This is a genomic window from Novosphingobium sp. PhB165 (assembly GCF_004341845.1).
Taxonomy (GTDB): domain Bacteria; phylum Pseudomonadota; class Alphaproteobacteria; order Sphingomonadales; family Sphingomonadaceae; genus Novosphingobium.
This window is the reverse complement of sequence record NZ_SLVB01000003.1, coordinates 36,896-59,833: the sequence shown is the minus strand read 5'-3', so window position 1 is coordinate 59,833 and position 22,938 is coordinate 36,896. Positions and strand designations below refer to the sequence as shown.

At 66.0% G+C, this 22,938-nt stretch carries 15 protein-coding genes and 1 pseudogene; 8 read left to right on the top strand and 8 right to left on the bottom strand.

Annotation, left to right across the window (positions count from 1 at the left end; translation table 11 throughout):
* Nucleotides 1-133 precede the first annotated feature (133 nt).
* The 4 genes and pseudogenes from EDF56_RS08825 to EDF56_RS08810 form a co-directional block, all read left to right on the top strand.
* Nucleotides 134-3,172, top strand: a complete 3,039-nt coding sequence (locus tag EDF56_RS08825; RefSeq protein WP_207904673.1) for a M16 family metallopeptidase — start codon at nt 134-136, stop codon at nt 3,170-3,172.
* A 98-nt stretch (nt 3,173-3,270) separates the two neighbouring features.
* Nucleotides 3,271-4,089, top strand: coding sequence for a ribonuclease E inhibitor RraB (locus EDF56_RS08820; protein WP_132386470.1), 819 nt, complete (start codon nt 3,271-3,273; stop codon nt 4,087-4,089).
* A gap of 207 nt (nt 4,090-4,296) precedes the next feature.
* Entirely contained in the window at nt 4,297-5,670 is a 1,374-nt protein-coding gene (locus EDF56_RS08815) for a 3-deoxy-7-phosphoheptulonate synthase class II (RefSeq protein WP_132386468.1), read from the top strand.
* 288 nt (nt 5,671-5,958) lie between these two features.
* Nucleotides 5,959-6,099, top strand: a pseudogene (locus EDF56_RS08810) (RcpC/CpaB family pilus assembly protein); the annotation flags it as partial.
* Between the two features lie 37 nt (nt 6,100-6,136).
* Here the strand turns inward: EDF56_RS08810 and EDF56_RS08805 are convergent.
* Nucleotides 6,137-8,611: a hypothetical protein gene (locus tag EDF56_RS08805; protein ID WP_243652500.1), complete on the bottom strand. Its 2,475-nt coding sequence runs from the start codon at nt 8,609-8,611 to the stop codon at nt 6,137-6,139.
* A gap of 430 nt (nt 8,612-9,041) precedes the next feature.
* Here EDF56_RS08805 and EDF56_RS08800 point away from each other — a divergent pair, with 430 nt between their 5' ends.
* Nucleotides 9,042-10,952 (top strand): CocE/NonD family hydrolase, encoded by a 1,911-nt coding sequence (locus tag EDF56_RS08800; protein WP_132386466.1) that lies wholly within the window; start codon nt 9,042-9,044, stop codon nt 10,950-10,952.
* A gap of 49 nt (nt 10,953-11,001) precedes the next feature.
* A complete protein-coding gene (locus EDF56_RS08795) occupies nt 11,002-11,751 on the top strand; it encodes an SDR family oxidoreductase (RefSeq protein ID WP_132386464.1) in 750 nt (249 codons plus the stop codon).
* A gap of 6 nt (nt 11,752-11,757) precedes the next feature.
* Here EDF56_RS08795 and EDF56_RS08790 read toward each other — a convergent pair whose 3' ends face one another.
* The 6 genes from EDF56_RS08790 to EDF56_RS08765 all read right to left on the bottom strand — a co-directional run bounded on the left by EDF56_RS08790 (nt 11,758) and on the right by EDF56_RS08765 (nt 18,375).
* Complete coding sequence (locus EDF56_RS08790) at nt 11,758-11,991, bottom strand: hypothetical protein (protein ID WP_132386462.1); 234 nt, start codon at nt 11,989-11,991, stop codon at nt 11,758-11,760.
* Nucleotides 11,992-12,389: 398 nt separating this feature from the next.
* Nucleotides 12,390-13,697 (bottom strand): family 1 glycosylhydrolase, encoded by a 1,308-nt coding sequence (locus tag EDF56_RS08785; RefSeq protein WP_132386460.1) that lies wholly within the window; start codon nt 13,695-13,697, stop codon nt 12,390-12,392.
* 24 nt (nt 13,698-13,721) lie between these two features.
* Nucleotides 13,722-14,291, bottom strand: coding sequence for a TetR/AcrR family transcriptional regulator (locus EDF56_RS08780; RefSeq protein ID WP_132386458.1), 570 nt, complete (start codon nt 14,289-14,291; stop codon nt 13,722-13,724).
* 391 nt (nt 14,292-14,682) lie between these two features.
* Nucleotides 14,683-16,437 (bottom strand): chloride channel protein, encoded by a 1,755-nt coding sequence (locus tag EDF56_RS08775; RefSeq protein ID WP_132386456.1) that lies wholly within the window; start codon nt 16,435-16,437, stop codon nt 14,683-14,685.
* A gap of 265 nt (nt 16,438-16,702) precedes the next feature.
* Nucleotides 16,703-17,281 carry an HD domain-containing protein gene (locus EDF56_RS08770; protein ID WP_132386454.1) on the bottom strand — a complete coding sequence of 193 codons (579 nt, stop codon included), beginning with the start codon at nt 17,279-17,281 and terminating at the stop codon, nt 16,703-16,705.
* Between the two features lie 299 nt (nt 17,282-17,580).
* Nucleotides 17,581-18,375, bottom strand: a complete 795-nt coding sequence (locus EDF56_RS08765; protein ID WP_132386452.1) for an SDR family oxidoreductase — start codon at nt 18,373-18,375, stop codon at nt 17,581-17,583.
* Between the two features lie 259 nt (nt 18,376-18,634).
* Between EDF56_RS08765 and EDF56_RS08760 the strand changes: the two genes are divergently transcribed.
* Together EDF56_RS08760 and EDF56_RS08755 are read left to right on the top strand one after the other, a co-directional pair.
* Nucleotides 18,635-19,813, top strand: coding sequence for a MaoC family dehydratase N-terminal domain-containing protein (locus tag EDF56_RS08760; RefSeq protein WP_132386450.1), 1,179 nt, complete (start codon nt 18,635-18,637; stop codon nt 19,811-19,813).
* A gap of 29 nt (nt 19,814-19,842) precedes the next feature.
* Nucleotides 19,843-20,343 (top strand): nuclear transport factor 2 family protein, encoded by a 501-nt coding sequence (locus tag EDF56_RS08755; protein WP_132386448.1) that lies wholly within the window; start codon nt 19,843-19,845, stop codon nt 20,341-20,343.
* A 194-nt stretch (nt 20,344-20,537) separates the two neighbouring features.
* On the opposite strand, the gene EDF56_RS08750 is transcribed toward EDF56_RS08755, so the two are convergent.
* Entirely contained in the window at nt 20,538-22,877 is a 2,340-nt protein-coding gene (locus tag EDF56_RS08750) for an arylsulfatase (protein ID WP_132386446.1), read from the bottom strand.
* Nucleotides 22,878-22,938: the final 61 nt, after the last annotated feature.

Genomic DNA, 22,938 nt, shown 5'->3' with positions numbered 1-22,938 from the left:
TAGTGATCGGCGCGTGCAGGAATCGGTCCATGGCCGATTTTCGGCAGGCGCTATTCGAATACCGTTCCGACTATTCAGCGGCGCCGTCTATTCACTGGCCCTTAAGGGATCGTCGCCCTATACCTCCCGGGTGATGACGACTTCCTCGCGCGCCGCTCGCTCGCTCGCCGCCCTGCTGCTTCTGGCTCCCCTTCCGGTTCAGCCGTTCCTTGCTCCGGCGTTTGCCGGAACCCCGGCCGATGCGCCGCAAGCCGTTCAAAAGGCGGGGGCAACCACCAAGAAGCAGCCGCCGCGCCGCGCCGCCGCGCCGGAAACCCAGCAACACGCCGATCCCGCGCTCAAGCAGAGCGGCGGAGACCAGCCGCTTGCGGGCGACGCCGATCCCTGGCTCTATCGTGGCAGCGACATTCCGCATGACAAGGAGTGGCACTTCGGCGAACTGCCGAACGGCCTCAAATATGCGGTGCGCCGCAATGGCGTGCCGCCGGGGCAGGTCTCGATCCGCATCCGCGTCGATGCCGGTTCGCTTTACGAGACCGATTCGGAGCGCGGCTATGCGCACTTGCTGGAACACATGCTGTTCCGCCAGTCGAAGTACATTCCCGAAGGGACGGCGATCGCCGCCTTCCAGCGCCTTGGCGCCACGTTCGGCAGCGACACCAATGCGGTAACGTCCACCACGCAGACGGTGTTCAAGCTGGACCTGCCCAACGCCACGCCTACTTCGCTGGACGAGACGTTCAAGCTGATGAGCGGCATGGTCACCGCGCCCGCGCTCTCGGCCTCGAACCTGAAGCAGGACCTGCCGATCGTCATGGCCGAAATGCGCGAGCGGGGCGGTGCCTCCAAGCGCGTGCAGCAGGCGATGCAGCAAGTGCTCTATGCCGGCCAGCCGCTGGCCCAGCGCGAGCCGATCGGCACGGTGGAATCACTGACGGCGGCAACGCCCGATACCGTGCGTGCCTTCTATTCGCGCTGGTACCGGCCGGACAACGTGGCGGTGATCGTCGCAGGCGATGCCGATCCGGCCACGCTGGAATCCTACGTCAAGAAGTGGTTCTCCGACTGGCAGGCCCCGGGCAAGCTCGCCACCGCGCCCAGCTTCGGCGATCCGGCCGCCCCGGCGGGCGCCGATCCGAAGAACCCGGTGGGCGAGACGCGCGTGCTGGTCGAGCCTGACCTGCCGCCATCGCTGCTTTACGCCACGCTGCGACCCTGGCGGCAGGTGACGGACAATATCGTCTACAACCAGGGCCTCATGGTCGATGCCATCGCGCAGGCCGTGATCAACCGCCGCCTCGAAACCCGTGCGCGGGCAGGGGGAAGCTATCTCTCGGCCTCGGTGGACCAGCAGGACGTCTCGCGCTCGGCCGACGCCACCTTCGTCTCGATCACGCCGCTGGGTGACGACTGGAAGTCGGCGCTGCGCGACGTGCGCGCGGTGATCGCCGATGCACTGGCCCACCCGCCGACGCAGGCGGAAATCGACCGCGAAGTGGCCGAACTGGACGTCAGCTTCCAGGTCCCGGTCGAACAGCGCCGCATCCTGCCGGGATCGAAGCTGGCCGACGACATGGTCAACGCGCTCGACATCCGTGAGACTGTGGCCGGCCCTGAGGACGTGCTGCGCATCTTCCGCGATTCGAAGCCGATGTTCACGCCCGACAAGGTGCTGGAACACACCCGGCAGCTGTTCTCCGGTACCGTGACCCGCGCGCTGTTCACCACCCAGAAGCCGGGCGTGACTGACGACGCGCTGCGCCTTGGGCTGATGGAGCCGGTGAAGCCGGATGCCGCCACCCGCACCGCCAGCAATGCGCCGCCGGTCTCGTTCGCGACGCTGCCCGCCATCGGCAAGCCGCAGAAGGCGGTGTCCGACAAGCCGACCGGCCTGCTCGATATCGAGCAACTGGACTTCGCCAATGGCGTGAAGGTCCTGCTCTGGCCGGTGCAGGAAGAGCCCGGCCGGGTCACCGTGAAGGTGCGCTTCGGCGGCGGCACGCGCTCGTTCTCGCCCAAGGATGCGCCCTATCTGGGGCTGGCCGACTATGCGCTGGTCGGCTCGGGCCTCGCCACGCTGGGTCAGGAAGATCTCGACCGGATTTCCACCGGCCGCAAGATGGGCTTCGACTTCAACACGCAGGACGCCACCTTCGTCTTCACCGCCGAAACGCGCCCGCAGGATCTGGCCGACCAGCTCTATCTCTTCGCCGCCAAGCTGGACCTGCCGCGCTGGGATCCGAACCCGTTCCTGCGCGCCAAGGCCGCCGCGAAGATCCAGTACGATACTTATTCCACCTCGCCGCAGGGCGTGCTCAACCGCGACCTGACATTCTACCAGCGCGGGCAGGACCCCCGCTTCGCGACGCCGACCCCCGCGCAACTGGCCGGCACCACCGCCAAGGGCTTCAAGGCGGCCTGGAGCCGCGCGCTGGCGAGCGGCCCGGTCGAAGTGCAGATCTACGGCGACTTCGACAAGGCAGCCGCCACCGCCGCGCTGGAGAAGACCTTCGGCGCGCTCAAGCCGCGCACGCCGGCGCCGATCGTTCCGGCCACCGATGTTTCGGTGCCTAAGCCGTCCGACGTGCCGATCGTGCTGCACCATCATGGCGATCCCGATCAGGCGGCTGCGGTGATCTCGTGGCCGACCGGCGGCGGCGCCGTGGGCATCCGCGAATCGCGCCAGCTTGAAGTGCTGACCCAGCTCTTCACCAACCGGCTGCTCGACGCGGTGCGTGAGAAGCTGGGCGTGGCCTATTCGCCCTACGTCTATTCGCAGTGGCCGGTGGACATGAGCACCGGCGGCTCGATCACGGCGGTGGCGCAGCTCGATCCCAAGTCGACCACGGTGTTCTTCCAGACCGCCGACGAGATCGCCGAGAACCTGATCGCCAACCCGCCCACGGCCGAGGAACTCGCGCTCGTCACCGAGCCGATGCGCCAGCAGGTAACGCGCGCGGCATCGAGCACGGCCTTCTTCATGAGCCAGCTTGAGGGCGCGACGTACGATCCCTCACGCATCGGCACGGTGCGCACTATCCTCAACGACTACACGCAAGTCACGCCACAGCAGATGCAGCAACTGGCCGCGCGTTATCTCGGCAAGGACAAGTCATGGCGGCTTGAGGTGATGCCGGAAGGCAAAAGCTCGGACACAGTGGCTAAGCGCTGAATCCAGAGGTCCGGCGCCGACGGGGGTGGCGCCAATTCGAATAGTCGTCCGCCGATGGCGGGCGACTATCGCTGTATTCTTTACATGGCCGGGGGCAAATGATCAGGAAAGTCGTATCCCTTTTGTTGGGAGCCTTGGCTGTGCCGCAGGCTGCTCAGGCCGAAGCCGACAATGCGGGTACAGACGACACGTGGATGGTTTATGATCGTGCGGGCGTGAATGGCCATCCGCTCGTTGTCGTGGCGCGAACCGGAAACGCCGAGGCGGAGAGCTTGCTGCGTGAGGGCCTGGTCACTGGCGTAAGCTGTCGTGCCGCCGCAGGCAACGTGAACGAAAACGGCATGCCGCAAGGCACGGACCGTATCTATGCATTGGAAGACCGACTTCTCGGTGCGCGCACCTTGGTGGAGGCAGGTGGCATGCATGTGGCCAGTGTGACCGGGGATGGCCAGCGTCGCATGTTCTATGTCCATCGTGACCCCGTTGACCTCGGTGCCATCGTTAGTGCCATGCCAGTTGCGGGCTTCGCGTGCGATGTATGTGCCGTGACAGACCGCCAATCGCTGATCGCGCTCGTCACGCCGACAGCATTGGAGCGTCAATTGAATGGCGATCAGTCCGTCATTGCAAGTTTGCAAAAGCAGGGCGATGACGGGCATGCGCCGCGCAAGACCAATTTCTGGTTCTACGGAGACAAGCAGAGCCTTGCCTCTCTTTCAGTTTATCTGAAGCCGAGGGGCTTCACGGTCGACCATACCTTGAAGGATCCGGCCGGCGTGGTTCTTTCCCGCGAAATGGCCGTCGATCTTACGGAGTTTCGGTCCATCACGCCTGTCCTCGTGGATGCCGTGGGCCGTTTCGGGGTCGAGTACGATGGATGGGAAACCTTCGTGGTCAGACCGATCTCAGCACCCTGAAAATTCCATTGCAGCCTTTCGATTTGCAACAATCTTACCCATCGCCCCGGTGCTTCAGCGCAATCGATCACGCTGATCGGCTAAACCGGCTTTGCAAAAATTGCTTGGAGCGGCTATGGGGCGCCCCTTGTTTGCGGTTCTTGCCGGTTTGGCCCCATGCATTCGGCGCGGGGAGAGAAGGCAAAGGAACCGCCGGGAGTACGTAACGTGGCTAGCAATTGGACCCCGGAAAGCTGGAAGGCTCAGGAAGCCCGCCATCTTCCGGTATACGGCGATGCGGAGAAGCTGGGCGAGGTTGAGGCCACGCTTGCAAAGTATCCGCCGCTGGTCTTTGCGGGCGAGGCGCGTGCTCTGAAGGCGGAACTCGCCGAAGTCGCTGCCGGTCGCGGTTTCCTGCTTCAGGGCGGGGATTGCGCGGAGAGCTTCGCCGAATTCAGCGCGGACAACATTCGCGATTCCTTCCGCGTGCTGCTCCAGATGGCGGTGGTGCTGACGTTCGCCAGCAAGCAGCCGGTGGTGAAGCTGGGCCGCATGGCGGGCCAGTTCGCCAAGCCGCGCTCGGCCCCGACCGAGACGATCGGCGGCGTGGAACTGCCCAGCTACTTCGGCGACATCATCAACGGCATCGAGTTCGAGCCGGAGACCCGCCGCAACGATCCGGAGCGCATGCTCAAGGCCTATGGCCAGTCGTCGGCCACGCTGAACCTGCTGCGCGCTTTCGCGCATGGCGGCTATGCGAACCTGCGTCAGGTCCACCAGTGGACGATGGAGCACATCAACCGCAGCCCCTGGGGCGAGAAGTTCTCGCAGATGGCGGACCGCATCGGCGAGGCGCTCGACTTCATGGCCGCCTGCGGCGTGGACCCGACTTCGGTTCCGCAGCTACAGGGCACCGAGTTCTACACCAGCCACGAGGCGCTGCTGCTCCCTTACGAGCAGGCCCTGACGCGCCGCGATTCGCTCACGGGCGACTGGTACGATTGCTCGGCCCACATGCTGTGGATCGGTGACCGCACGCGCTTCGACGGCTCGGCCCATGTCGAGTTCCTGCGCGGCGTCGGCAACCCGATCGGCATGAAGTGCGGACCCAGCCTTGAGCCCGACGCGCTGCTGCGCATGCTCGACACGCTGAACCCGGGCCGCGAGCCCGGCCGCATGACGCTGATCAGCCGCTATGGCCACGACAAGGTCGAATCCGGCCTGCCCAAGCTGGTGCGCGCGGTGAAGGCCGAAGGTCATCCGGTGCTGTGGTCGTGCGATCCGATGCACGGCAACGTCATCAAGGCGGAGAGCGGCTTCAAGACCCGTCCTTACGACCGCATCCTCGCCGAAGTGCGCGGCTTCTTCGCCGTGCACCGCGCCGAGGGTACGCATGCGGGCGGCATCCATATCGAGATGACCGGCCAGGACGTGACCGAATGCACCGGCGGCGCCATCGCCATCACCGATGAGGCGCTGAAGGACCGCTACCACACCCACTGCGACCCGCGCCTCAACGGCGCGCAGTCGATCGAACTCGCTTTCGAGCTGGCAGACCTGCTCAACCTCGAAGCGACCGAAAGGCAGAAGCAGGCGGCCTGATCCGCTACTTTTGAACGCATACGCGGGCAGGGGAGCCGAGGCTCTCCTGCCCGTTTTCGTATCGTCGGCATGATTGCAAGACCATGCGCGGCTCGCTGCGCTCAAAATCGATGGCGTACAACCAGACTTACCCCGTCGCGCCCACGTCCTACCCAGTCGCCCCGCCTCTTACTCCGTCGCCATCGCGTTTTACTCCGTCGCCCCCGCGAAGGCGGGGGCCCCGCTTCCTTGCGACCTCTCGTGCCGCTCAAGAAAAGCGGGATCCCCGCCTTCGCGGGGATGACGGATCGGGGTGCGGTTGTCGCGCCGGGCGATCGCGGCTTCCTCGCCGCCGCCCTCGGGCCGGGCATGCACGCCGAAACAATCCCCGTATCCGCCAAGACCGGCGGAATCGGCTTCATCTTCCCGGGCGACCGCGTGGAATGGGTGTCGCTTTCCTATCAGGATATCGGGCAGCCTACCCCGATCACGATGCCAGCGTGACAGGGCTCTCCGGCGCATCGCGCAAACGCAGATGGAGCTTTCCGCCGACCGGCTGCGGTACCGCGAGGGTCGATCCGGTGAAGCCCGGCGGCACCGTCACCGCTTGCCCGAAAGCGGAATCGGCGGAGACGGCATCGATCAGGAAGAGATCGCGGCCGGACAGTGTGCAGGGCGTGGCCTTGGCGGCGCCTTTCGTGCCGCAGGCTAGGCCCTCGATCCGGGGCAGGCGGGCCAGAGTGGCCAGCGGTTTCCAGTCCCCGGCATCGTGATCGCCGACGAGCCTGAAGCGCAGCGGCCCGAACGTGCCGGCGGGCAGGTCCGCCGCCCGTAGCCGCGCCACCAGCACTTGCGGGCTCTCCAGCGTGAGACCCTTGCCCGTAGCCAGCCGCATGGCCACAGGGCCGCCTTCGGTGGCGATCTCGATCGCATTGTCGGCGCCGAAGCGGCTGTCGGGCGCGGCCCTGATCGAGAAGACCAGTTCGCCATTGTCGGGCAGCAGATCGTCCGAACCCAGCTCCAGCGCGTGCGCTCCGGGCGCGGCGGGCCCGGCGTTGACGGTCCGCCCGATCACCTCGACTTGCGGACGGGCCGCCGCCACCCGCGTGGGCAGCGAGATGCTGCGCCCGTCCACCAGACGGATCGCCGCCGTGCCCGCCGTGTCCTGCGCAGGCGCGCGGGCGCCGCCTTTCGCGGTGAGGCGCAAATGGTCCACCGCGCCCTCGCGGGTGAGGCCGTCCGGCTGGAACTCGATGTCGCCCAGCGTCAGCGACCGGATCTGGTCGAGCCGCTGGCCGGTCAGTTCACCTTGCGTATCGCCGGCGTGAAGCTCGAACGCGTCGATCCGGCTGGCTTCGGCGCGGGCGCGCAGGGTGACCGTCTCTGGAGTGGCCGCGCCCTGATAGCGCAGTTCGACGCGTATCTCGCCGGGGCCGGAGCCCGCCAGTGGGACCGTGAAGACCAGCCGGTTGCCGTCGCGCACTTTCCATTCGAGCGGCTTGGGCGCGCCGCTGCCCTGCCGCAGCGTCACATTCTCCACGCAGGACGGCGCGGCGCCTTCGAGCACCACTTCGTTGTCGCGGCCGACCACCACGTCGGCATCGCCCGAGACTTTCCAGGCATTGCCGTCCGGCCGCTGGAGCAGGAATTCGGGCCCGTCGAACGGTGCGAAGCCCCAGAGGCCGTGGATCCGCGCGCGCATCGATCCGGCGAAGTCGCTCGGCAGCGCTTCGGTGCCCAGCACATAGCCGCCCTTGTCCGCGCGGGCGGTGATCGGCACGTCCATGCTCTGGCCCGAGGCATTGGTGAGCTTGACCTTCATGTCATGTGCGAAGTCGGTCGAGTAAATCAGCGGCGCGCCTTCCACCGCCAGCACCGCCCCCGGACGGACGACGCAGACCGGGCCCTTGGCGGTGCTGCGCAGCTGCGGCGGAATGTCGGCCTCCACGGCGGGCAGCGCCGCGACCATCACCGACTTGGGCTTCTGGAATGAGGGCGCCGCATTGAGCAGCAGCGACAGCGTATCGCCGCGACGGACCGACAGCGTCGGCAGGTAGCCGAACTGCGGGTTGTTGAACGCGCCCAGAATGCGGGCAAGATCGCGGGCGACGCCGATATAGGCGCTGTAATAGCCCGCGCCGGCCTGCGGGGTAGCGCTCAGCTGCAAGGCAAGATCGGTGGGCGCGCCGGTCAGCGTATCGGCGAGGGAGCTGGAATGGACGTCGCTCAGGATCAGCGATTCCCGGTTCTCCAGCAGGCAGGAGGCCTGCATGGCGATGACCTTGGAAAGGCAATCCTCGTTGAGCTTGATGGACAGGCTGCGCGCCAGCACCGGGGCGACCGAGCGCAAGTATTCGGGCCCGTTGTCGTCCTGCGCCTGAATCGCGCCCATGAAGGCGGTGAGGCGCGAATGGTCGAGCGAGGCCTGATTGAGTTCCTGACTGGCGCGCACGAATTCGCCCGGCTTGCCGCGCACGGCATCGACCAGCACGCCCTCCGCGCCGCCGGTATCGGGCACCATCAGCAGCACCGACTGGCGTGCGCCCTTGGGCACGGTGAGCGAAAGCGCCTTGTCCTTCTCCTTGCTCTTCCACGTGCTGGCGGTGGAGATCCAGTTCTTCGGCGGCGGATTGGTCGCGCCGCGCAGGAACGCGGAGACGAGCAGGAACTTCAGCCCCTGATCGTCGGGAAGCGCGGCGTGGATGGAAAGCTTGTCGTCCTCGGCCAGGCTGGGCACTTGCGCGATGGGCAGGGTCTGCTGCCCGCGCGTCACCTCGATCCGCAGATCGGGGCCGTTGAGTTCGAACGGCGCGGGATCGGCCGCCGCCGGGCCCGCCATGCCGAGCGCCGCCCCCACCGCCGCGATGGCAGGCGAAAGCATGGTCGCGCGCAAGAGATGGCGGCGCAAGAAGTCAGCGCGCAAACGGTTGGCGCGCGGGCGGGGCGAATCGGCATCCTTCATGCAGACTGGCAAAGCGGTTGTTCCCTGTCGGTTGCCTGACTGGACCTATCACCCGGCGAAAATAATGCACGCCATGCCTGCTTCATTGTGATTGGGACGCCGAATGGCGTTCCGAAGGGCCCGCACACGCGCCGGTGGGCGTAAAGCTCTGTTGGCACCTTTCGATAACGGAAAACGACAACCCACCGTAATTCGTCATCCCCGCGCAGGCGGGGATCCCGCTTCTTTTGTGCGGGGCGAGAGGTCAGCAAGAAGCGGGGCCCCCGCCTGCGCGGGGGCGACGAGAGTGGAAGTTTGATGGCTTGTCTTCGACACTAAGCGGATTGGTCGTGCCCTGAAAACCATTGCCGCGCGCAAAATCGATCCACTCCACATTCCCGCCCGCCTTCACGCTTGACCGCTGGAAATGCACACGCCACCCATGCGGCCCATGATAAAAAACCTTCGGATCGCCGCGGGCCTCGCATGTGCGCCGCTCGCTCTCGCCGCTGCCTCGCATCTGTCGGCAGCCACTCCCACCGACACCATGATGAACGAGCAGGTCGCCTCGTATGACTGGGTGCGCCCGCAGGCGGACTATATCCGCCGCGTGGTGATGATCCCGATGCGCGACGGCAAGAAGCTCTACACCGTGATCGTCATGCGCAAGGGCACGACCGACGGGCCGATCCTGCTCAGCCGCACGCCCTACAATGCCGACAAGATGACCAGCCGCAACCGCAGCCAGAAGATCGAGGAGATCCTGCCGGTCGCCGATGCGGACTTCGTGAACGACGGCTATATCCGCGTCTATCAGGACGTGCGCGGGCTTGACGGGTCCGAGGGCGACTACGTGATGAACCGCCCGCTGCGCGGCCCGCTCAACAATACCAAGGTCGATCACGCCACCGACACCTATGACACCATCGACTGGCTGGTGAAGAACGTGAAGGAGAGTAACGGCAAGGTGGGCATCACCGGGTCGTCCTACCTCGGCTTCACGTCGCTGATGGCGCTGATCAATCCGCACCCGGCGCTCAAGGCATCGGTGCCGCAGAGCCCGATGGTCGACGGCTGGATGGGCGACGACTGGTTCCACAACGGCGCCTTCCGCATGTTCGGCTTCGATTACGACCTTGGCCAGACGGTCAAGAAGGGCGGCGGCGCCGTGCCCAAGGGCACGGGCGACGAATACCAGGCCTATCTCGAAGCCGGTTCGGCGCTCGACTATGCCAAGGCCTATGGCCTCACCGACCTCCCGGTGGTGCGCAAGGTCCTCGAACACCCCAGCTACGACGCCTGGTGGCAGGGTCAGGCGGTGGACAAGCTGCTGGCCGCCCGCAAGCTGACCGTGCCGACTATGCTGGTCGTCGGCCAGTGGGACCAGGAAGACAGCTACGGCGCCCCGGCAGTCTACCGCGCGCTGGAGCCGCAGGACACCAACAACGACATGGTTTCGCTGGTGATCGGCCCGTGGCGCCACTCGCAAGTGAACTACGAAGCGCGCGAGCTGGGCCCGCTGAAGTGGGAAGGCGATACCGGCGGCCAGTTCCGCCGCAACTACATGAAGCCGTTCTTCGATTGCCACCTCAAGACCAACGCGCCGAAGTGCGACACGCCGCCGGTGCTGACTTACGCTACCGGCGCCGTGGGCGCGAAGGGCGGCTGGGAAGTCTCGCAGAAGTGGCCGGCGGGTAACTACACGCCGCTCTATCTTGCCGGGAACTACGGCCTTTCGTGGGCCAAGCCCGCAGCGGGCAGCGACAGCTATGTGTCCGATCCGGCCAAGCCGGTGCCGATGCTGCCGCGCCCGGTCCACATGCAGGGCGACGAGTGGCGCACCTGGCTCGTGCATGACCAGCGCTTTGTCGATGGCCGTCCGGACGTGCTCAGCTACACCACCGGCGCGCTCGACAAGCCGGTGCACATCAAGGGCGCGACCAAGGTGGAACTGCACGCGTCCACCACCGGGCAGGACAGTGACTATGTGGTCAAGCTGATCGACGTCTATCCGCAGGAGAACTCGGCCAATCCGGAACTGGCGGGCTATCAGCTTGCGGTGGGGATCGAGATCTTCCGTGGCCGCTACGTCAATGGCTTCGACAAGCCGCAGCCGCTGGAGCCGGGCAAGAGCTACGGCTTCCAGTGGTCGCTGCCGAACGTCGATCACGTGTTCCTGCCGGGCCACAAGATCATGGTGCAGGTGCAGTCCAGCCTGTTCCCGCTCTATGACCGCAACCCGCAGTCGTGGGTGCCTTCCATCATGGAGGCGATGCCCAAGGACTATGTGAAGGCTACCGAGACCGTGCAGTATGGCGGCGATGCAGCCAGCGCCGTCTGGCTGCCGATCGCCGGGGACTGACCTGCCTGATTGTCTCCCGGACGACAGAAAATGAGACCGGGAGACAATCATGAGCGGACCATTCGATCTTTCCGGGCGCCTTGCGCTCGTGACCGGCGGCGCCAGCGGGATCGGCGCGGGCATCTGCGCGGTGCTGACGTCCGCCGGGGCGCGGGTGGTCATTCTCGACCGCGACGAGGCCGGTTCGCGCGCGCAAGTGGAAGCAGGCGCGGCGGTGGATGCGATCACGGTGGACCTTGCCGAAGAGGCGTCAATCGTCGCCGCCTGCGCCGAGGCGAGGGCCCGCCACGGAACACCTTGGCTGCTGGTCAACAATGCCGGGCTCCAGCACCGCGAAATGTTGCTTGAGGGCACGGCGGCGCACTGGGAGCGGATCGAGGCGATCAACGCCCGCGCGCCGTTCCTGATGATCCGCGAAGTGGCGCGGGCCATGGTGGAAGGCGGCGAGGGCGGGCGCGTGGTCAACTGCGCCTCGTGCGGGCTGGTCGGCCAGTTCGTGCAGGGTCTGGCGGCCTATATGGCGAGCAAGGGCGCGCTGGCGGCGCTGACCACGAGCGCGGCGTTCGAACTGGCGCCGCATGGCATCACCGTCAACACCGTGCTGCCGGGCGGGGTCGGCACGCCCGGCGCGATCCATGCCGAGGGGCCGCCGCCGGTGGGACCGGGCAATCGCACCCCGCCGTTCGGGCATTGCACGCCTGAGGACATCGCCTCGGCCGTACTCTACTTCGCAACGCCGATGGCGCGGCGGGTGACCAATCAGGTCCTTGCCGTCGATGGCGGGTTCACGGTGACTTAAACCCCCTCAGCGCGGTGCGCCCTTGGGTAGATCTGCATCGACGCTCACGCAGTGAAAGCGGATAGGGGCCAGCATGCCCTTGTGAATTTTCTTGACCATTTTGGTTGCGGCACTTCGGCATTGCGCTTCGGAAGCGAACTGCTGCTCGACCATTTGGGACATCCCGAATTTCCAGGGCCCATCCCAATTGATGGCGTCATCTGGCGCTTGGTAGGCAACGAGGAGTAATAGCCAGACCATTATAACACTCCAAAGTCGGTGGGAACGACTAGCCTTCGCGTTCAATCCGATTGAATGCGAGTGCCATTGCTTCCTGTAATCAAGTTAGTTGCCGTATTCGTTCATAGCGGCGACCGTGACCGGGTGAGTGTTAATCTTCGTTCATTCTCTCGTTGACTATATATCGTCCGAGACGGCGCGGATCTCGCTTGTTTTATTTTAGGCACGCGGAGACGCGGAGACGCAGAGAGACCATGCAGCAAGCCGCCGTCCCCTCTGCGTCTCCGCGTCTCTGCGTGAACTCCAAAAGAGCGGGGCCCCCGCCTTCGCGGGGGCGACGAGGTTGATGGTTCGCCAGCGATAGTGGATAGGTTGGCCACCCGGCGACGGGGCGGCCAACCTGTCCCAATTCACCCGCGTCAGACCGCGTTGCGCTTCGCTATCGCGCCCAATACCGCCGCGCTCGGCTTCGGTGTGCGCGCGAATGTCGCGCGGTCGACCGAGCACAGTCCGTACTTGTGCTTGAAACCGAACACCCATTCGAAGTTGTCCGCCAGCGTCCAGTGGACATAGCCCAGCACCGGCACGCCATCGGCAATCGCCTGCTGCAGTCCGGCGAGCGATTCCGGAATGAACTTCGCGCGCACCGCGTCGTCCTCGATGCCGATGCCGTGTTCGGTCACCATCACCGGCCGCCCGGTCGCCTCATGGGCATAGCGCACCGCACCGGCCAGCGAGGCCGGGTAGATTTCCGTGCCCATCTGGTTGTGCGGCGCGTCGGCGGGGGGCTGGACCTGACCGTCCGCATTCCAGATCGCGCGGGCGTAGTTCTGCACGCCGATGAAGTCGTCCTGCTTGGCCAGTTCCAGCCAGGCGCCGTAGAACTGCTTGCGGATGGCATCGCGCTGGGAGTTCGCGCCTACGGCCTGGTCGTCGCTCATGGTCAGGCTGACGCCCACCGGCAGATCGCCCCGCGCGGCCTTGATCGCGGCGCGGCCCGCCTTGTGCGCGGCCAGCATGTTCGTTTCCAGCAGCGGGATATCGTCATGCTCGGGCAGCATGCCGTTCTTGAAATTGGTGCTACCGCTGGCCGCGCCCGCCGCCTGGTTCATCGCCTTCACCATGCCGGCCATCTGCGGCGGCAGGCCCTTGTCCACGAGGTGGATCATGTTTGGCTCGTTCAGCGTGGTGGCATAACCCATGCCCGCCGCCAGCCGCCGCGCCGCCTTGTCGCAATAGCGCGCGAAGAGGTCGGCGGCGTCCTTCTGCGTCCAGCCGCCCTTCGCGGCGAACCAGCGGGGCAGGGTGAAGTGGTTGAACGTCACCATCGGCGTCAGCCCGCGCGCGTGGCAGCCCTCGATCATCCGCGCGTAGTGGTCGAGCATGGCGGTCGAGAACACGCCCGGCTGCGTTTCGATGCGGGCCCATTCGATCGAGAAGCGATAGGTATCCAGCCCCATCTGCTGCACCAGATCGAGGTCGCGCGGCCAGAGTTCGAAGGAGTTGTTGGCATCGCCCGAAGGCTCCATGAACATCGTCGGCTTCACTTGTTCGACCAGCCAGAGGTCGCTCAGCGCATTGTTGCCCTCCACCTGATGCGCGGCGCTGGCGGTGCCCCATTTGAAGCCTTTGGGGAAGCCTTTCGGCGTTGCCGCAATTGCCTTGCCTGCCTGCGTGGCCAGCGCGCTTGCCACCAGCCCGGAGGCCAACATCGTCCTGCGATCCATTACTCTCTCCCTGTTTGCGCCGGTTTACGGGATCAGCCGGTCGGCGGTTTCGTTCCATGTCGCCACGAGGTCGAACGTGCGATCCTCCAGCAGCCATTGCAGTTCCAGCCCGTCCATCGCCGCCAGCACTTGCCGGGCGAGGCGCTCGGGCGTCTCGCTCAGCGGGCCGAGCAGTTCGGCGAAACGGCGCCGTGCAAGCCGGTCGCGCGTGACGAAATAGGCGTGGGCGGGATGATCGGCGGCCAGCGCTTCCACCCGCAGCATGGCGTAGAGCCGCACCAGTTCGGGCCGCTCCGCATTGCGGGCGACGATGGCGGCCAGCACGCGCAGCATTTCCGCCCGGTCGCGCGGTGCGGCCTCTCTGGGGAAAAGCGCGGCGATGGCGTCCTCATCCTGTGCGTCGCGATGGTCGAGCACGGCGAGCAGCAGGTCGGTCTTGGAGCCGAAATGATGGAGCAGCCCGGCGTCGGTCATCGCGCAGCGCATGGCGAGATCGCGGATCGAGAAGCCGTGAAAGCCGCGCTCGCCGATGACGGCAATGGCGCTGTCGAGGATCGCGGCGCGGCGGTCCTCGCGGTTCATCCGCGTGCGCATGGGCTTCCTCTCGTTACCTAGTGATCGCTAGGTAAGGCGATGCGTGGCGGACGGGAAGGGTGTGGCGATAGCCATCGCCGGGGCGAAGCGGGAAGGGGGAGAGGGATTCACGCGGAGGCGCGGAGACGCGGAGAAGACAGAGAGAGCGGAGAAAGCAGGGAGAGCCCGCAATCCACCTTACGCCGTCGCCCCCGCGAAGGCGGGGGCCCCGCTGCCTTTTGCGACGCTGGCGAAGAAAAGCGGGGTCCCCACCTGCGCGGGGACGACGAGGTGTTGTATTTCGCCCCTCAGGTCTGGCCGGATAGATCCGGGGATCAGAGAGACGGGCTCGGTAAGGCCACAACCCCTCCGCGCCTCCGCGCCTCCGCGTGAACTCCACCGCAAAACAGGATCACGTCTCGCCAAACAGCTCCCGCTGCGAAGCCTCGATTTCCTCGAAGTACCGCCGTCGCGCATGGCGTTCGGTGACCACGCCGACGACTTTGCCCACGCCGTCCACCACCGCCAGTTCGTCCGCCACCGCCATGTCGAAGGCCTTGAGCATCGCGCGAATGTCGGTCGCGGGCGCAACGGACGTATCGACGAGCGTCGCCAGCGTGCCGACCTCGGCCTCGGGATCAAGCTCGGGATTCCATGCCGAGGCGGTGGAAACGATGCCCGCGTAGCGCTCTTCCGCGTCGAGCAGGATCGCCTTGCTGGCCGAACCGAGCGGCACCCGGGCCCGGAATTCGGATAGGGACAGCGTGGCCGGGGCCGAAACCCAGTCGGTGCGCATGATGCGCCCGGCGGTGAGGCTGAGCATCCAGCCGATGTCGCGCGGGCTGCGGATGATCGAGCCGCGGATGTGCAGCCGCCACGTCGAGAACGAGTAGCCGAACGTCTCCCGCGTGAAGGCGCTGGATACCAGCGCGGCGGTCAGCACCACGCCCATCAGCGCGAAATCGTGCGTAGTCTCCAGGATCAGCATGGCCAGCGTCATCGGCCCGCCGACCACCGACACCGCAAGGCCGCTCATGCCCACCAGTGCGGCCTGCGTGGGGTCGAGCTGGATGCCGAAAGGCAGCATCTGCACCGCGCCTGCGAAAATCAGGCCGACCAGCGATCCCAGGAACAGCGAGGCGAAGAACAGGCCGCCGCGAAAGCCGAAGCTCAGCGAGATCACCGATGCCGCGATCTTCAGCACCAGCACCAGCAGCAGGAACTGGATTGCGGGCTGCATCGCCAGATTGAGATGCATCGCCCCGTGCCCGGCCGAGAGCGACTGGGGCGAAATCCACGCCAGCGGCATCAGCAGCATGCCGCCGATCAGCGGCCGCCACCGGGTTATCCGGGACAGGCGCTGGATGTGCATTTCGGCGAAAGTCACCATGCGCATGAGCAGGATGCCGACCAGCGCGCAGATCAGGCCGAGCAGGGCATAGATGAAGTAATCGCCGGTGGTCAGCGGCAGCTGGCTCGACGCCGCGATCAGATAGGGTTCGACGCCGAGTTGGCGGGTGATGAAGGCCGCGCCCAGCGCGGCGGCAATGACCGGGGCGATGGCCGCCGGGGTATAGGTGCCGATCACGATCTCGAACGCGTAGAACGCACCGGCCAGCGGCGCGCCGAAAGCCGCACCCACTGCCGCGCCCGCGCCCGCGCCGACCAGCGTGCGCATGTCCGCGCGGCGCAGCTTGAACCACTGGCCCAGCACCGAGGCGACGCCGCCGCCCATCTGCGCATAGGCGGCCTCCAGCCCTACCGAGGCTCCCGCGCCGTTGGAAACGATGGTCTGGGCGGAGATGATCAGGTTGTCGATGAAGGGAATGCGGCCGCTGTGGAGGGCATTGCCCTCGACAACGTCGATCGGCGCGCGGCGGCGATGGCGCAGCAGATAGGCGATGCCGACCAGCAGCAGCCCGCCGAAGGGGAGGGCCAGCAGCCTTATCGGATGGCGGATTTCGCCGATGGCGCTCAGGCGGTTGCCGGTGACGCCATAGAGCACTTGCTGGATGGCGTGGGCCAGGAAACTCTGGAGATTGGTCAGCCAGCCCGCGGCGATCCCCGCAAGGACGGCGAGCAAAATGAAGGCCAGTTCGCTCTCGCGCAGCCGCCGGCGCTGGCGCACGATAAGGGCTTTCAGCGCGTTAACGGCTGGTCTTCGCATCGAAGCCGATTGAGCCTCCGAGCGTGGGGGAGTCAAGGCGGGTCTTGGGGGAAACGGAGGATTTTGGGGAGAGGGCTCGATCTGACGGTCTTGCCCGGCATCGCTACCACACTCCGCTCATCCTGAGCTTGTCGAAGGATCTGCTCAGCTTGAGTCGGTCGCAGGAGCGGCTTCATCCACTGGGTTGTGCGCGACTGAAGCGGTTATACCCCTCCGTCAGCGCTTCGCGCTGCCACCTCCCCTTGCAGGGGAGGAATGAGAGAAGTTAGGCCCCGAACCAGCCTTTGGCATCCGCCGCCGCCAGTTCGCCTTCGAGATAGTCCCACAGCGCCGGCGCGCCGAGGCTGATCTGCGCTTTCAGCCGCTTCACCACCCGCTCGTGACTGATCGCGTTCTCGCGCCAGCTCTGGCCTTCATTGCGCAAGTTCAGCAGTGCCGGCATGGCGCGGTCGATGGCGTGGGCGAAACGGGCCTCGACGGTCTGCTCTTCCTCGAACTCGATCCAGAGGCCGCGCAAGTAGTCGGCTTCGGGATCGGGGAGCATGCCGAAGATGCGGTCGATGGCGGCGCGTTCGGCCGCCTTGCGCTCGGCCAGCCCTTCCTCGAAGAAGACCATGACGTCGCCGGTCTCGATCTCGCCGATGTCGTGCACCAGCAGCATCGCCATGACCCGGCCGATGTCCGGCGTGCCCGCGGCATAAGGCGCCAGCGCCACCGCGAAGAGCGCGATCTGCCAGCTATGCTCGGCCGAGTTCTCGTAACGGTCGAGGCCGACGGGCTTCACCTTGCGCGTCACCGCCTTGAGCCGGTCCAGCTCCATCATGAAGTCGATGACGTTCTGCATTCCTTGCCTCCATTGCGACCGGCCGTCGTTACGGGCCGCCTTGGAGGCTTGGCTGGCGATTCTCAAGCGGGGAGGGCGGGCTGGGCAACTCAAATCCACTCGACCCAAACCGGTCACGCCAAGCCCTTAAGCCCAAATCCTCACCCCAAAACCTCGTCATCCCCGCGAAGGCGGGGATCCCGCTTCTTCTTTTTTCAGCACGCAGAGACGCATGAACTGAAGAAAAGCGGGGCCCCCGCCTTCGCGGGGGCGACGGTGTGATGGTTGGAAAGCCCGAGCTTGGCCAACCTGACCGAAGCTTACTTCGGCGGCATGCGAATGCCGCCGTCGAGGCGGATGCACTGCCCGTTGAAGTACGTATTGCGCGCCAGTTCCATCACCAGGGAGGCGAATTCCTCGGGATGGCCAAGGCGCTTGGGGAAAGGCACCGCCTTGCCGAGGCCTTCGTAGACCGCCTCGTTCATTTCCTTCACCCGAAGCATCGGCGGCGTGGCGAACGTGCCCGGCAGGATGGCGTTGACGCGGATGCCAAGGTCCATGAGGTCGCGGGCCATCGGCAGGACCATGGCGTTCACCGCGCCCTTGCCGCCGCCATAGGCGACTTGCCCGATCTGTCCGTCCTGCGATGCGGCGGACGAGGTAAGGATGATCGAGCCGCGCTCACCGTCCTCGTTCAGCGGATCGGCATTGGCCATGCCCAGCGCGGCGATCGACGCGATGCGGTAGGAGGCGGTGAAGATGCCTTCGGCCGACCTGGCGATCTGCTCGGTGGGCGCGCGCTTGTACGCGCCGGTGGCCTTGTCGAACGAGACGGTCTTGCCGCCGCCCGCGACCACCGCGCAGTGGACCACGATCCGCTCCTGCCCATGGGCGGCGCGGGCCTTGGCGAAGCCGGCCTCCACGCTTTCCTCGTCCAGGATGTTGACCTTGCAGAACACGCCGCCGATCTCGGCGGCGAAAGCCTCGCCCGCTTCCTCGCTGATGTCGAACACGGCGACCTTCACGCCCGCGTCGGCAAGGGCCTGCGCGCTGGCGCGGCCGAGGCCCGATGCACCGCCGGTAACGACGGCGGCCAAGGTGGTGTCGATCTTCATGGCGACGGATTCTCCCGCGATTCGTGTCTGTTCGTGTTTGGTCACGGGCTAGCGCACTTCGAGCCGGCGGTGCGCGGGGGAATGCGCGTGGGCGCCAAGTATCGCTCCAGCGCAATGGGCGACCTGCGGCGCGTGCGGCTTGCATCGATTGCCGATGGCGCTGCACCTTCGGACAGGCAGGCGCGGGGCCTCGGTGGAAGACCCGTGCGGGAAAGGGCCGCGCAAGAGCCGGCCCGGTAAAGAACGAGCGGAGAGCGAAATGGCCGAAGGGGATGTGGTGCTCGACACCAGCGACGTCGACAAGTGGGTGGGCAAGCCCGTTATCTTCGCGGAGTTCTGGGACCCCTGCAACGCGACCGATATCCGCCGCTGGGCACAGGCGATGGACTATGCCAACCCCTTGCATTGGGACGAGAATTTCGCCCGCGCCAGCAAGTTCGGCGGCATCGTCGCGCCGCAGAGCTTTACGGTGGCGATGGATTACGGCCACGGCTGCCACCCGTCCTGCGTCGGCAAGATTCCGGGCTCTCACCTGATCTTCGCGGGGGAGGAATGGTGGTTCTACGGCAATCCCGTCCGCCCCGGCGACAAGCTGGTGCAGGAACGCACGTTCGCGGGCTATCGCATTGCCGAGACGGGTTTCGCGGGCCCGACGATGTTCGCGGACGGCGATACCGTGCACCGCAACCAGCACGGCGCGCTGGTGGCCAAGGAGCGGGCGACCTCGATCCGCTACCTCGTGGAAGAGGCCAACAAGCGCAAGGTCTATGACAAGGAAAACCGCGCGCCGAAGCTCTGGACCGAGGCCGAGCTGGATGAAGTGGCGAAGCTGCGGCTGGACTGGATCCGCTCGAACCGCGAGGGGATTTCGCCGCGCTGGAAGGACGTGAACGTCGGCGATGCCTTGCCGCGCCGCGTGATCGGCCCGCACAGCCGCGTGACGTTCGCACTCGAATGCCGGGCGCATCGGCAGAACATCTGGGGCACCTGGCGCTGGAACGTGCCGGAGGGCATGTACGATCCGGCGCAGGAAGACGCCGGCTTCGGCGGCGACATGACCTACGATTTCGAAGCACGCAAGATCGATCCGCGTCAGGCCGACGGCCTGTTCCATGGCCCCAGCTCGGGCCACATCAATCCCGAGAAGGCCGAGAAAGTAGGCATGGGCGGGGCTTATGGCTATGGCTCGTCGATGAATGCCTGGCACCTCGACACGGTGGCCTACTGGGCCGGGCACGAGGGCTATATCTGGCACTCGAAAACCCAGTTCCGCAGCCCCGCTTTCGAGGGCGACGTGACCTACGTGGACGCCACCGTGACCGACAAGCAGGAGACCAGCGAATTCGGCATGCCGGTGGTCACGGTCGAAACCCGGATGACCACGCAGGACGGGGCGACGATCCTCAAAGGCACCGCGACGGTCTCGCTGCCGCTCTAAGGGACCACTCTGGAAGAGAGGATAGTGCCATGGCGGACCGTGAGGACATTGTCGAACTGCTGAATCTCTACGGGCTCGCCATGGACACCCGGCGCTGGTCTCTGTTCGACCGCATTTTCACGCCCGATTGTGCGGTCGATTACGGCCCGGGTTCGTGCTGGGACGCGTTAGGTGCCTTCAAGGACGCGTTCGGTGCCTTTCATGCGCTGTTCGACGCGACCCAGCATGTGATGAGCAATCACCTCGTGCGGGTCGAGGGAAACCGGGCGTTTTCGATGACGTACGGGCAGTGGCGACTTATCCGCCATGCCGCCGGTGAGCCGCCGGTCTGGGACGGCAGCGGGTACTACGACGACGAACTTGTCCGTACCGAACAGGGGTGGCGGATCGCCCGCCGCACTTGCCGGGTGATCTACTGGACCGGCAACCCGCGCGTGCAGACGCCGAGCGAGGATCTTGAATTCAAGCTCGACCTTGCCGCGCTGCACAAGGAGGCGGAGGCCGGGAATATCGGCCTGCTGAAACCGTAGGGCCCATGTGCCTCCGCTTTAGCCATTCCGTCGCCCCCGCGAAGGCGGGGGCCCCGCTTTCTTGAAAACTCTCGTTCGTGCGCAAGAAAAGCGGGATCCCCGCCTTCGCGGGGATGACGGAGATGTTTTTGGATTTTAAGTGTTTCTTTGGGGCGGCGTAATTCGAACTTACCTACGCCGCCAGCGCAAAGTGCTCAGTCGAAATCGAGGGTGACGTGGGGAATGTCGCCCTCGATCCGACCATGCGGGGTCTGGTAATCAGTAACCGGCACGCCGAGATCGCGGCCGATATCCAGCGTTTCGCCATTGCCGGCCGCCATCAGCATGGAAGTCGGCAGATGGACTTTCGCCAGTTCACTTCCGTTGGCGCTCAGCGTCACCGTGGCCGGGCCGCCCAGAGCCTCGACCGCAAAGCGCATGGTGAGGGTGACGGCCCCCTGCGGCAGCGCGCGGTCGGCCACTACGCGGGTGATCTCGTCGGGATCGGTCGATCGCGCGGCGACGAAGGAAGGGCGTCCCTTGTCGAGATAGAGGCTCCATCCCCCGAACCGGCTGCCGAACGCCATGACCGCGCCCGAGGCCGTGCCGGTGTCGAGCTTCAGGTCCGCATTCAGCGTGAAACTGCGGGCGAACGGCACCGGCTCGCTGTTCGCGGGGAGGCTGATGTCCTTGCCCCAGAAATCGAAATGCTTCCTGCCGCTGCCGCGCATCGCCGCCGCGCCGCGGGCCATGGCGAAGCGGTGATCGAGCGGGAAGACGTTGTTGCGCGCTGCTTCCTGCTTCCACAAGTCGAGCATCGCCTGAAGCCGCGCAGGCTCCTTCGCGGCAAGATCGGTGGACTGGGAGAAATCCCGGCTCAGGTCGTAAAGCGACCACTGCATCGTCGGCCGCGCGCCGCCCGGTGGCAGGTTCTCCCAGGCGAGGCGGCCATCGTCTCCGGAGAGGAACCAGCCGTCGTGGTATAGCCCGACCTTGCCGCCGATCTCGAAGTACTGGGTGCGCGGTTTCGCGGCGTCGCAGGAGGAAAGGCTGGCGAGCAGGCTCTCACCGTCCAGCGGCTTCTGGGCCACGCCGTAGACGCTCTGCGGCGCGGGCAGATGCGCGGCGTCGAGCACGGTCGGCACGATGTCGACAAGGTGGGAGAACTCGCTGCAGACAGTGCCGGGATGGGCGACATGGCCTTTCCACGACAGGATCATGCCATTGCGGATGCCGCCGAGGAACGAGGCATATTGCTTGGTCCAGCGCAGCGGCGTGTTCATCGCCCAAGACCAACCGGCGGGGTAGCTCTCGTAGGTCATCGGGCTGCCGAGCTTGTCGATATTGGCCTGCATCCAGGCCTCGCTTTCGTCGTGTTTACCCATCGAGCGCAGTTCGTTGATCGTGCCCTTCGGACCGGCTTCCGCGCTGGCGCCGTTGTCGCCGATCACCAGTGCGACGAGCGTGTTGTCGAGCGCGCCCATGCGCTGCAACTCATCCAGCACCCGGCCGATCTGCTCGTCCTGATAGGCCAACTGTGCGGCGGCGACTTCCATCGTCCGCGCGGCGAAAGCCTTCTGGCCGGGCGTGAGGCTGTCCCAAGCGGGAATTTCGGCGGGGCGCGGAGTCAGCTGGGTGCCCTTGGGCAGGATCCCCATGGCCAATTGGCGGCGCCATGTCTGTTCGCGCTGCACGTCCCAGCCCTGATCGAACTTGCCCTTGAAGCGGGCGATATATTCGGGCGGTGCCTGATGCGGGGCGTGGGTGGAGCCGGGCGCCATATAGGCGAAGAACGGCTTGTCCGGCGCGGCGGCCTTCTGGTTGTGGACCCAGCGGATCACGTCGTCCGCCAGCCGGCTGTCGAGCAGTTTGCCCTCGTCCGCGTCCACCTCGACGCGCTGGGTGTCGCGGTAGAGGATCGGCGAATACTGGTCGCTGTCGCCGCTGATGAAGCCGAAGAAGTGCTCGAAGCCGAGCCCGGTCGGCCAGCCGTCGAAGGGGCCGGCCTCGCTGCGTTCATTGGAAGGCAGGTTGTGATGCTTGCCGAACATCGCCGTGTTGTAGCCGTTCAGACGGAGGATCTGCGCCATGGTGGCGGTTTCCGGCAGGATTCGTCCGCCATAGCCGGGGAAGGGCGAGGGCACGTCGCTCAGCCAGCCGACCCCGGCATTGTGGTGGTTGCGGCCGGTCAGTAGCGCGGCGCGGCTGGGCGAGCAGATGCCGGTCGTATGGAACCGATTGTAGCGCACGCCCTGCGCCGCCAGTCGCTCGAAGTTGGGGGTCGGTACTGGCCCGCCGAATGCGCTGGACATCGCGAAGCCAACGTCGTCGCTCATCATCAGGAACACGTTGGGCGCGCCCTGCGGTGCGCGGACCGGAACGCCGGGTGAGCCCTTGGCGTCGAGCACGTTCTCGGCCGTGGTACCTGCGAATGGCGCGGCAGGGATCGGCAGAGCCGAGCGCGACAGCTCCGGCGCCTGCGGAGATTGCGCTCCTGCCGTCGTCGCCGCCGCGCAGGCCACCGCGCTGATCAGCCAACCGAATTTCCGCTTCATATCGCACTCTCCCATTGCGGGACTTGCGTTAGGGCTCGCGCAGAGATGTCGTCCAATGCAT

Excerpts from the sequence above, each read along its gene's own strand:
- EDF56_RS08790 (WP_132386462.1), bottom strand. The coding sequence starts at position 11,991 with ATGGTCTGGCTATTACTCCTCGTTGCCTACCAAGCGCCAGATGACGCC.
- EDF56_RS08760 (WP_132386450.1), top strand. The coding sequence starts at position 18,635 with ATGGCCGAAGGGGATGTGGTGCTCGACACCAGCGACGTCGACAAGTGG.
- EDF56_RS08795 (WP_132386464.1), top strand. The coding sequence starts at position 11,002 with ATGAGCGGACCATTCGATCTTTCCGGGCGCCTTGCGCTCGTGACCGGC.
- EDF56_RS08755 (WP_132386448.1), top strand. The coding sequence starts at position 19,843 with ATGGCGGACCGTGAGGACATTGTCGAACTGCTGAATCTCTACGGGCTC.
- EDF56_RS08825 (WP_207904673.1), top strand. The coding sequence starts at position 134 with ATGACGACTTCCTCGCGCGCCGCTCGCTCGCTCGCCGCCCTGCTGCTT.
- EDF56_RS08780 (WP_132386458.1), bottom strand. The coding sequence starts at position 14,291 with ATGCGCACGCGGATGAACCGCGAGGACCGCCGCGCCGCGATCCTCGAC.
- EDF56_RS08785 (WP_132386460.1), bottom strand. The coding sequence starts at position 13,697 with ATGGATCGCAGGACGATGTTGGCCTCCGGGCTGGTGGCAAGCGCGCTG.
- EDF56_RS08750 (WP_132386446.1), bottom strand. The coding sequence starts at position 22,877 with ATGAAGCGGAAATTCGGTTGGCTGATCAGCGCGGTGGCCTGCGCGGCG.
- EDF56_RS08775 (WP_132386456.1), bottom strand. The coding sequence starts at position 16,437 with ATGCGAAGACCAGCCGTTAACGCGCTGAAAGCCCTTATCGTGCGCCAG.
- EDF56_RS08800 (WP_132386466.1), top strand. The coding sequence starts at position 9,042 with ATGATAAAAAACCTTCGGATCGCCGCGGGCCTCGCATGTGCGCCGCTC.
- EDF56_RS08820 (WP_132386470.1), top strand. The coding sequence starts at position 3,271 with ATGATCAGGAAAGTCGTATCCCTTTTGTTGGGAGCCTTGGCTGTGCCG.
- EDF56_RS08805 (WP_243652500.1), bottom strand. The coding sequence starts at position 8,611 with ATGAAGGATGCCGATTCGCCCCGCCCGCGCGCCAACCGTTTGCGCGCT.
- EDF56_RS08770 (WP_132386454.1), bottom strand. The coding sequence starts at position 17,281 with ATGCAGAACGTCATCGACTTCATGATGGAGCTGGACCGGCTCAAGGCG.
- EDF56_RS08765 (WP_132386452.1), bottom strand. The coding sequence starts at position 18,375 with ATGAAGATCGACACCACCTTGGCCGCCGTCGTTACCGGCGGTGCATCG.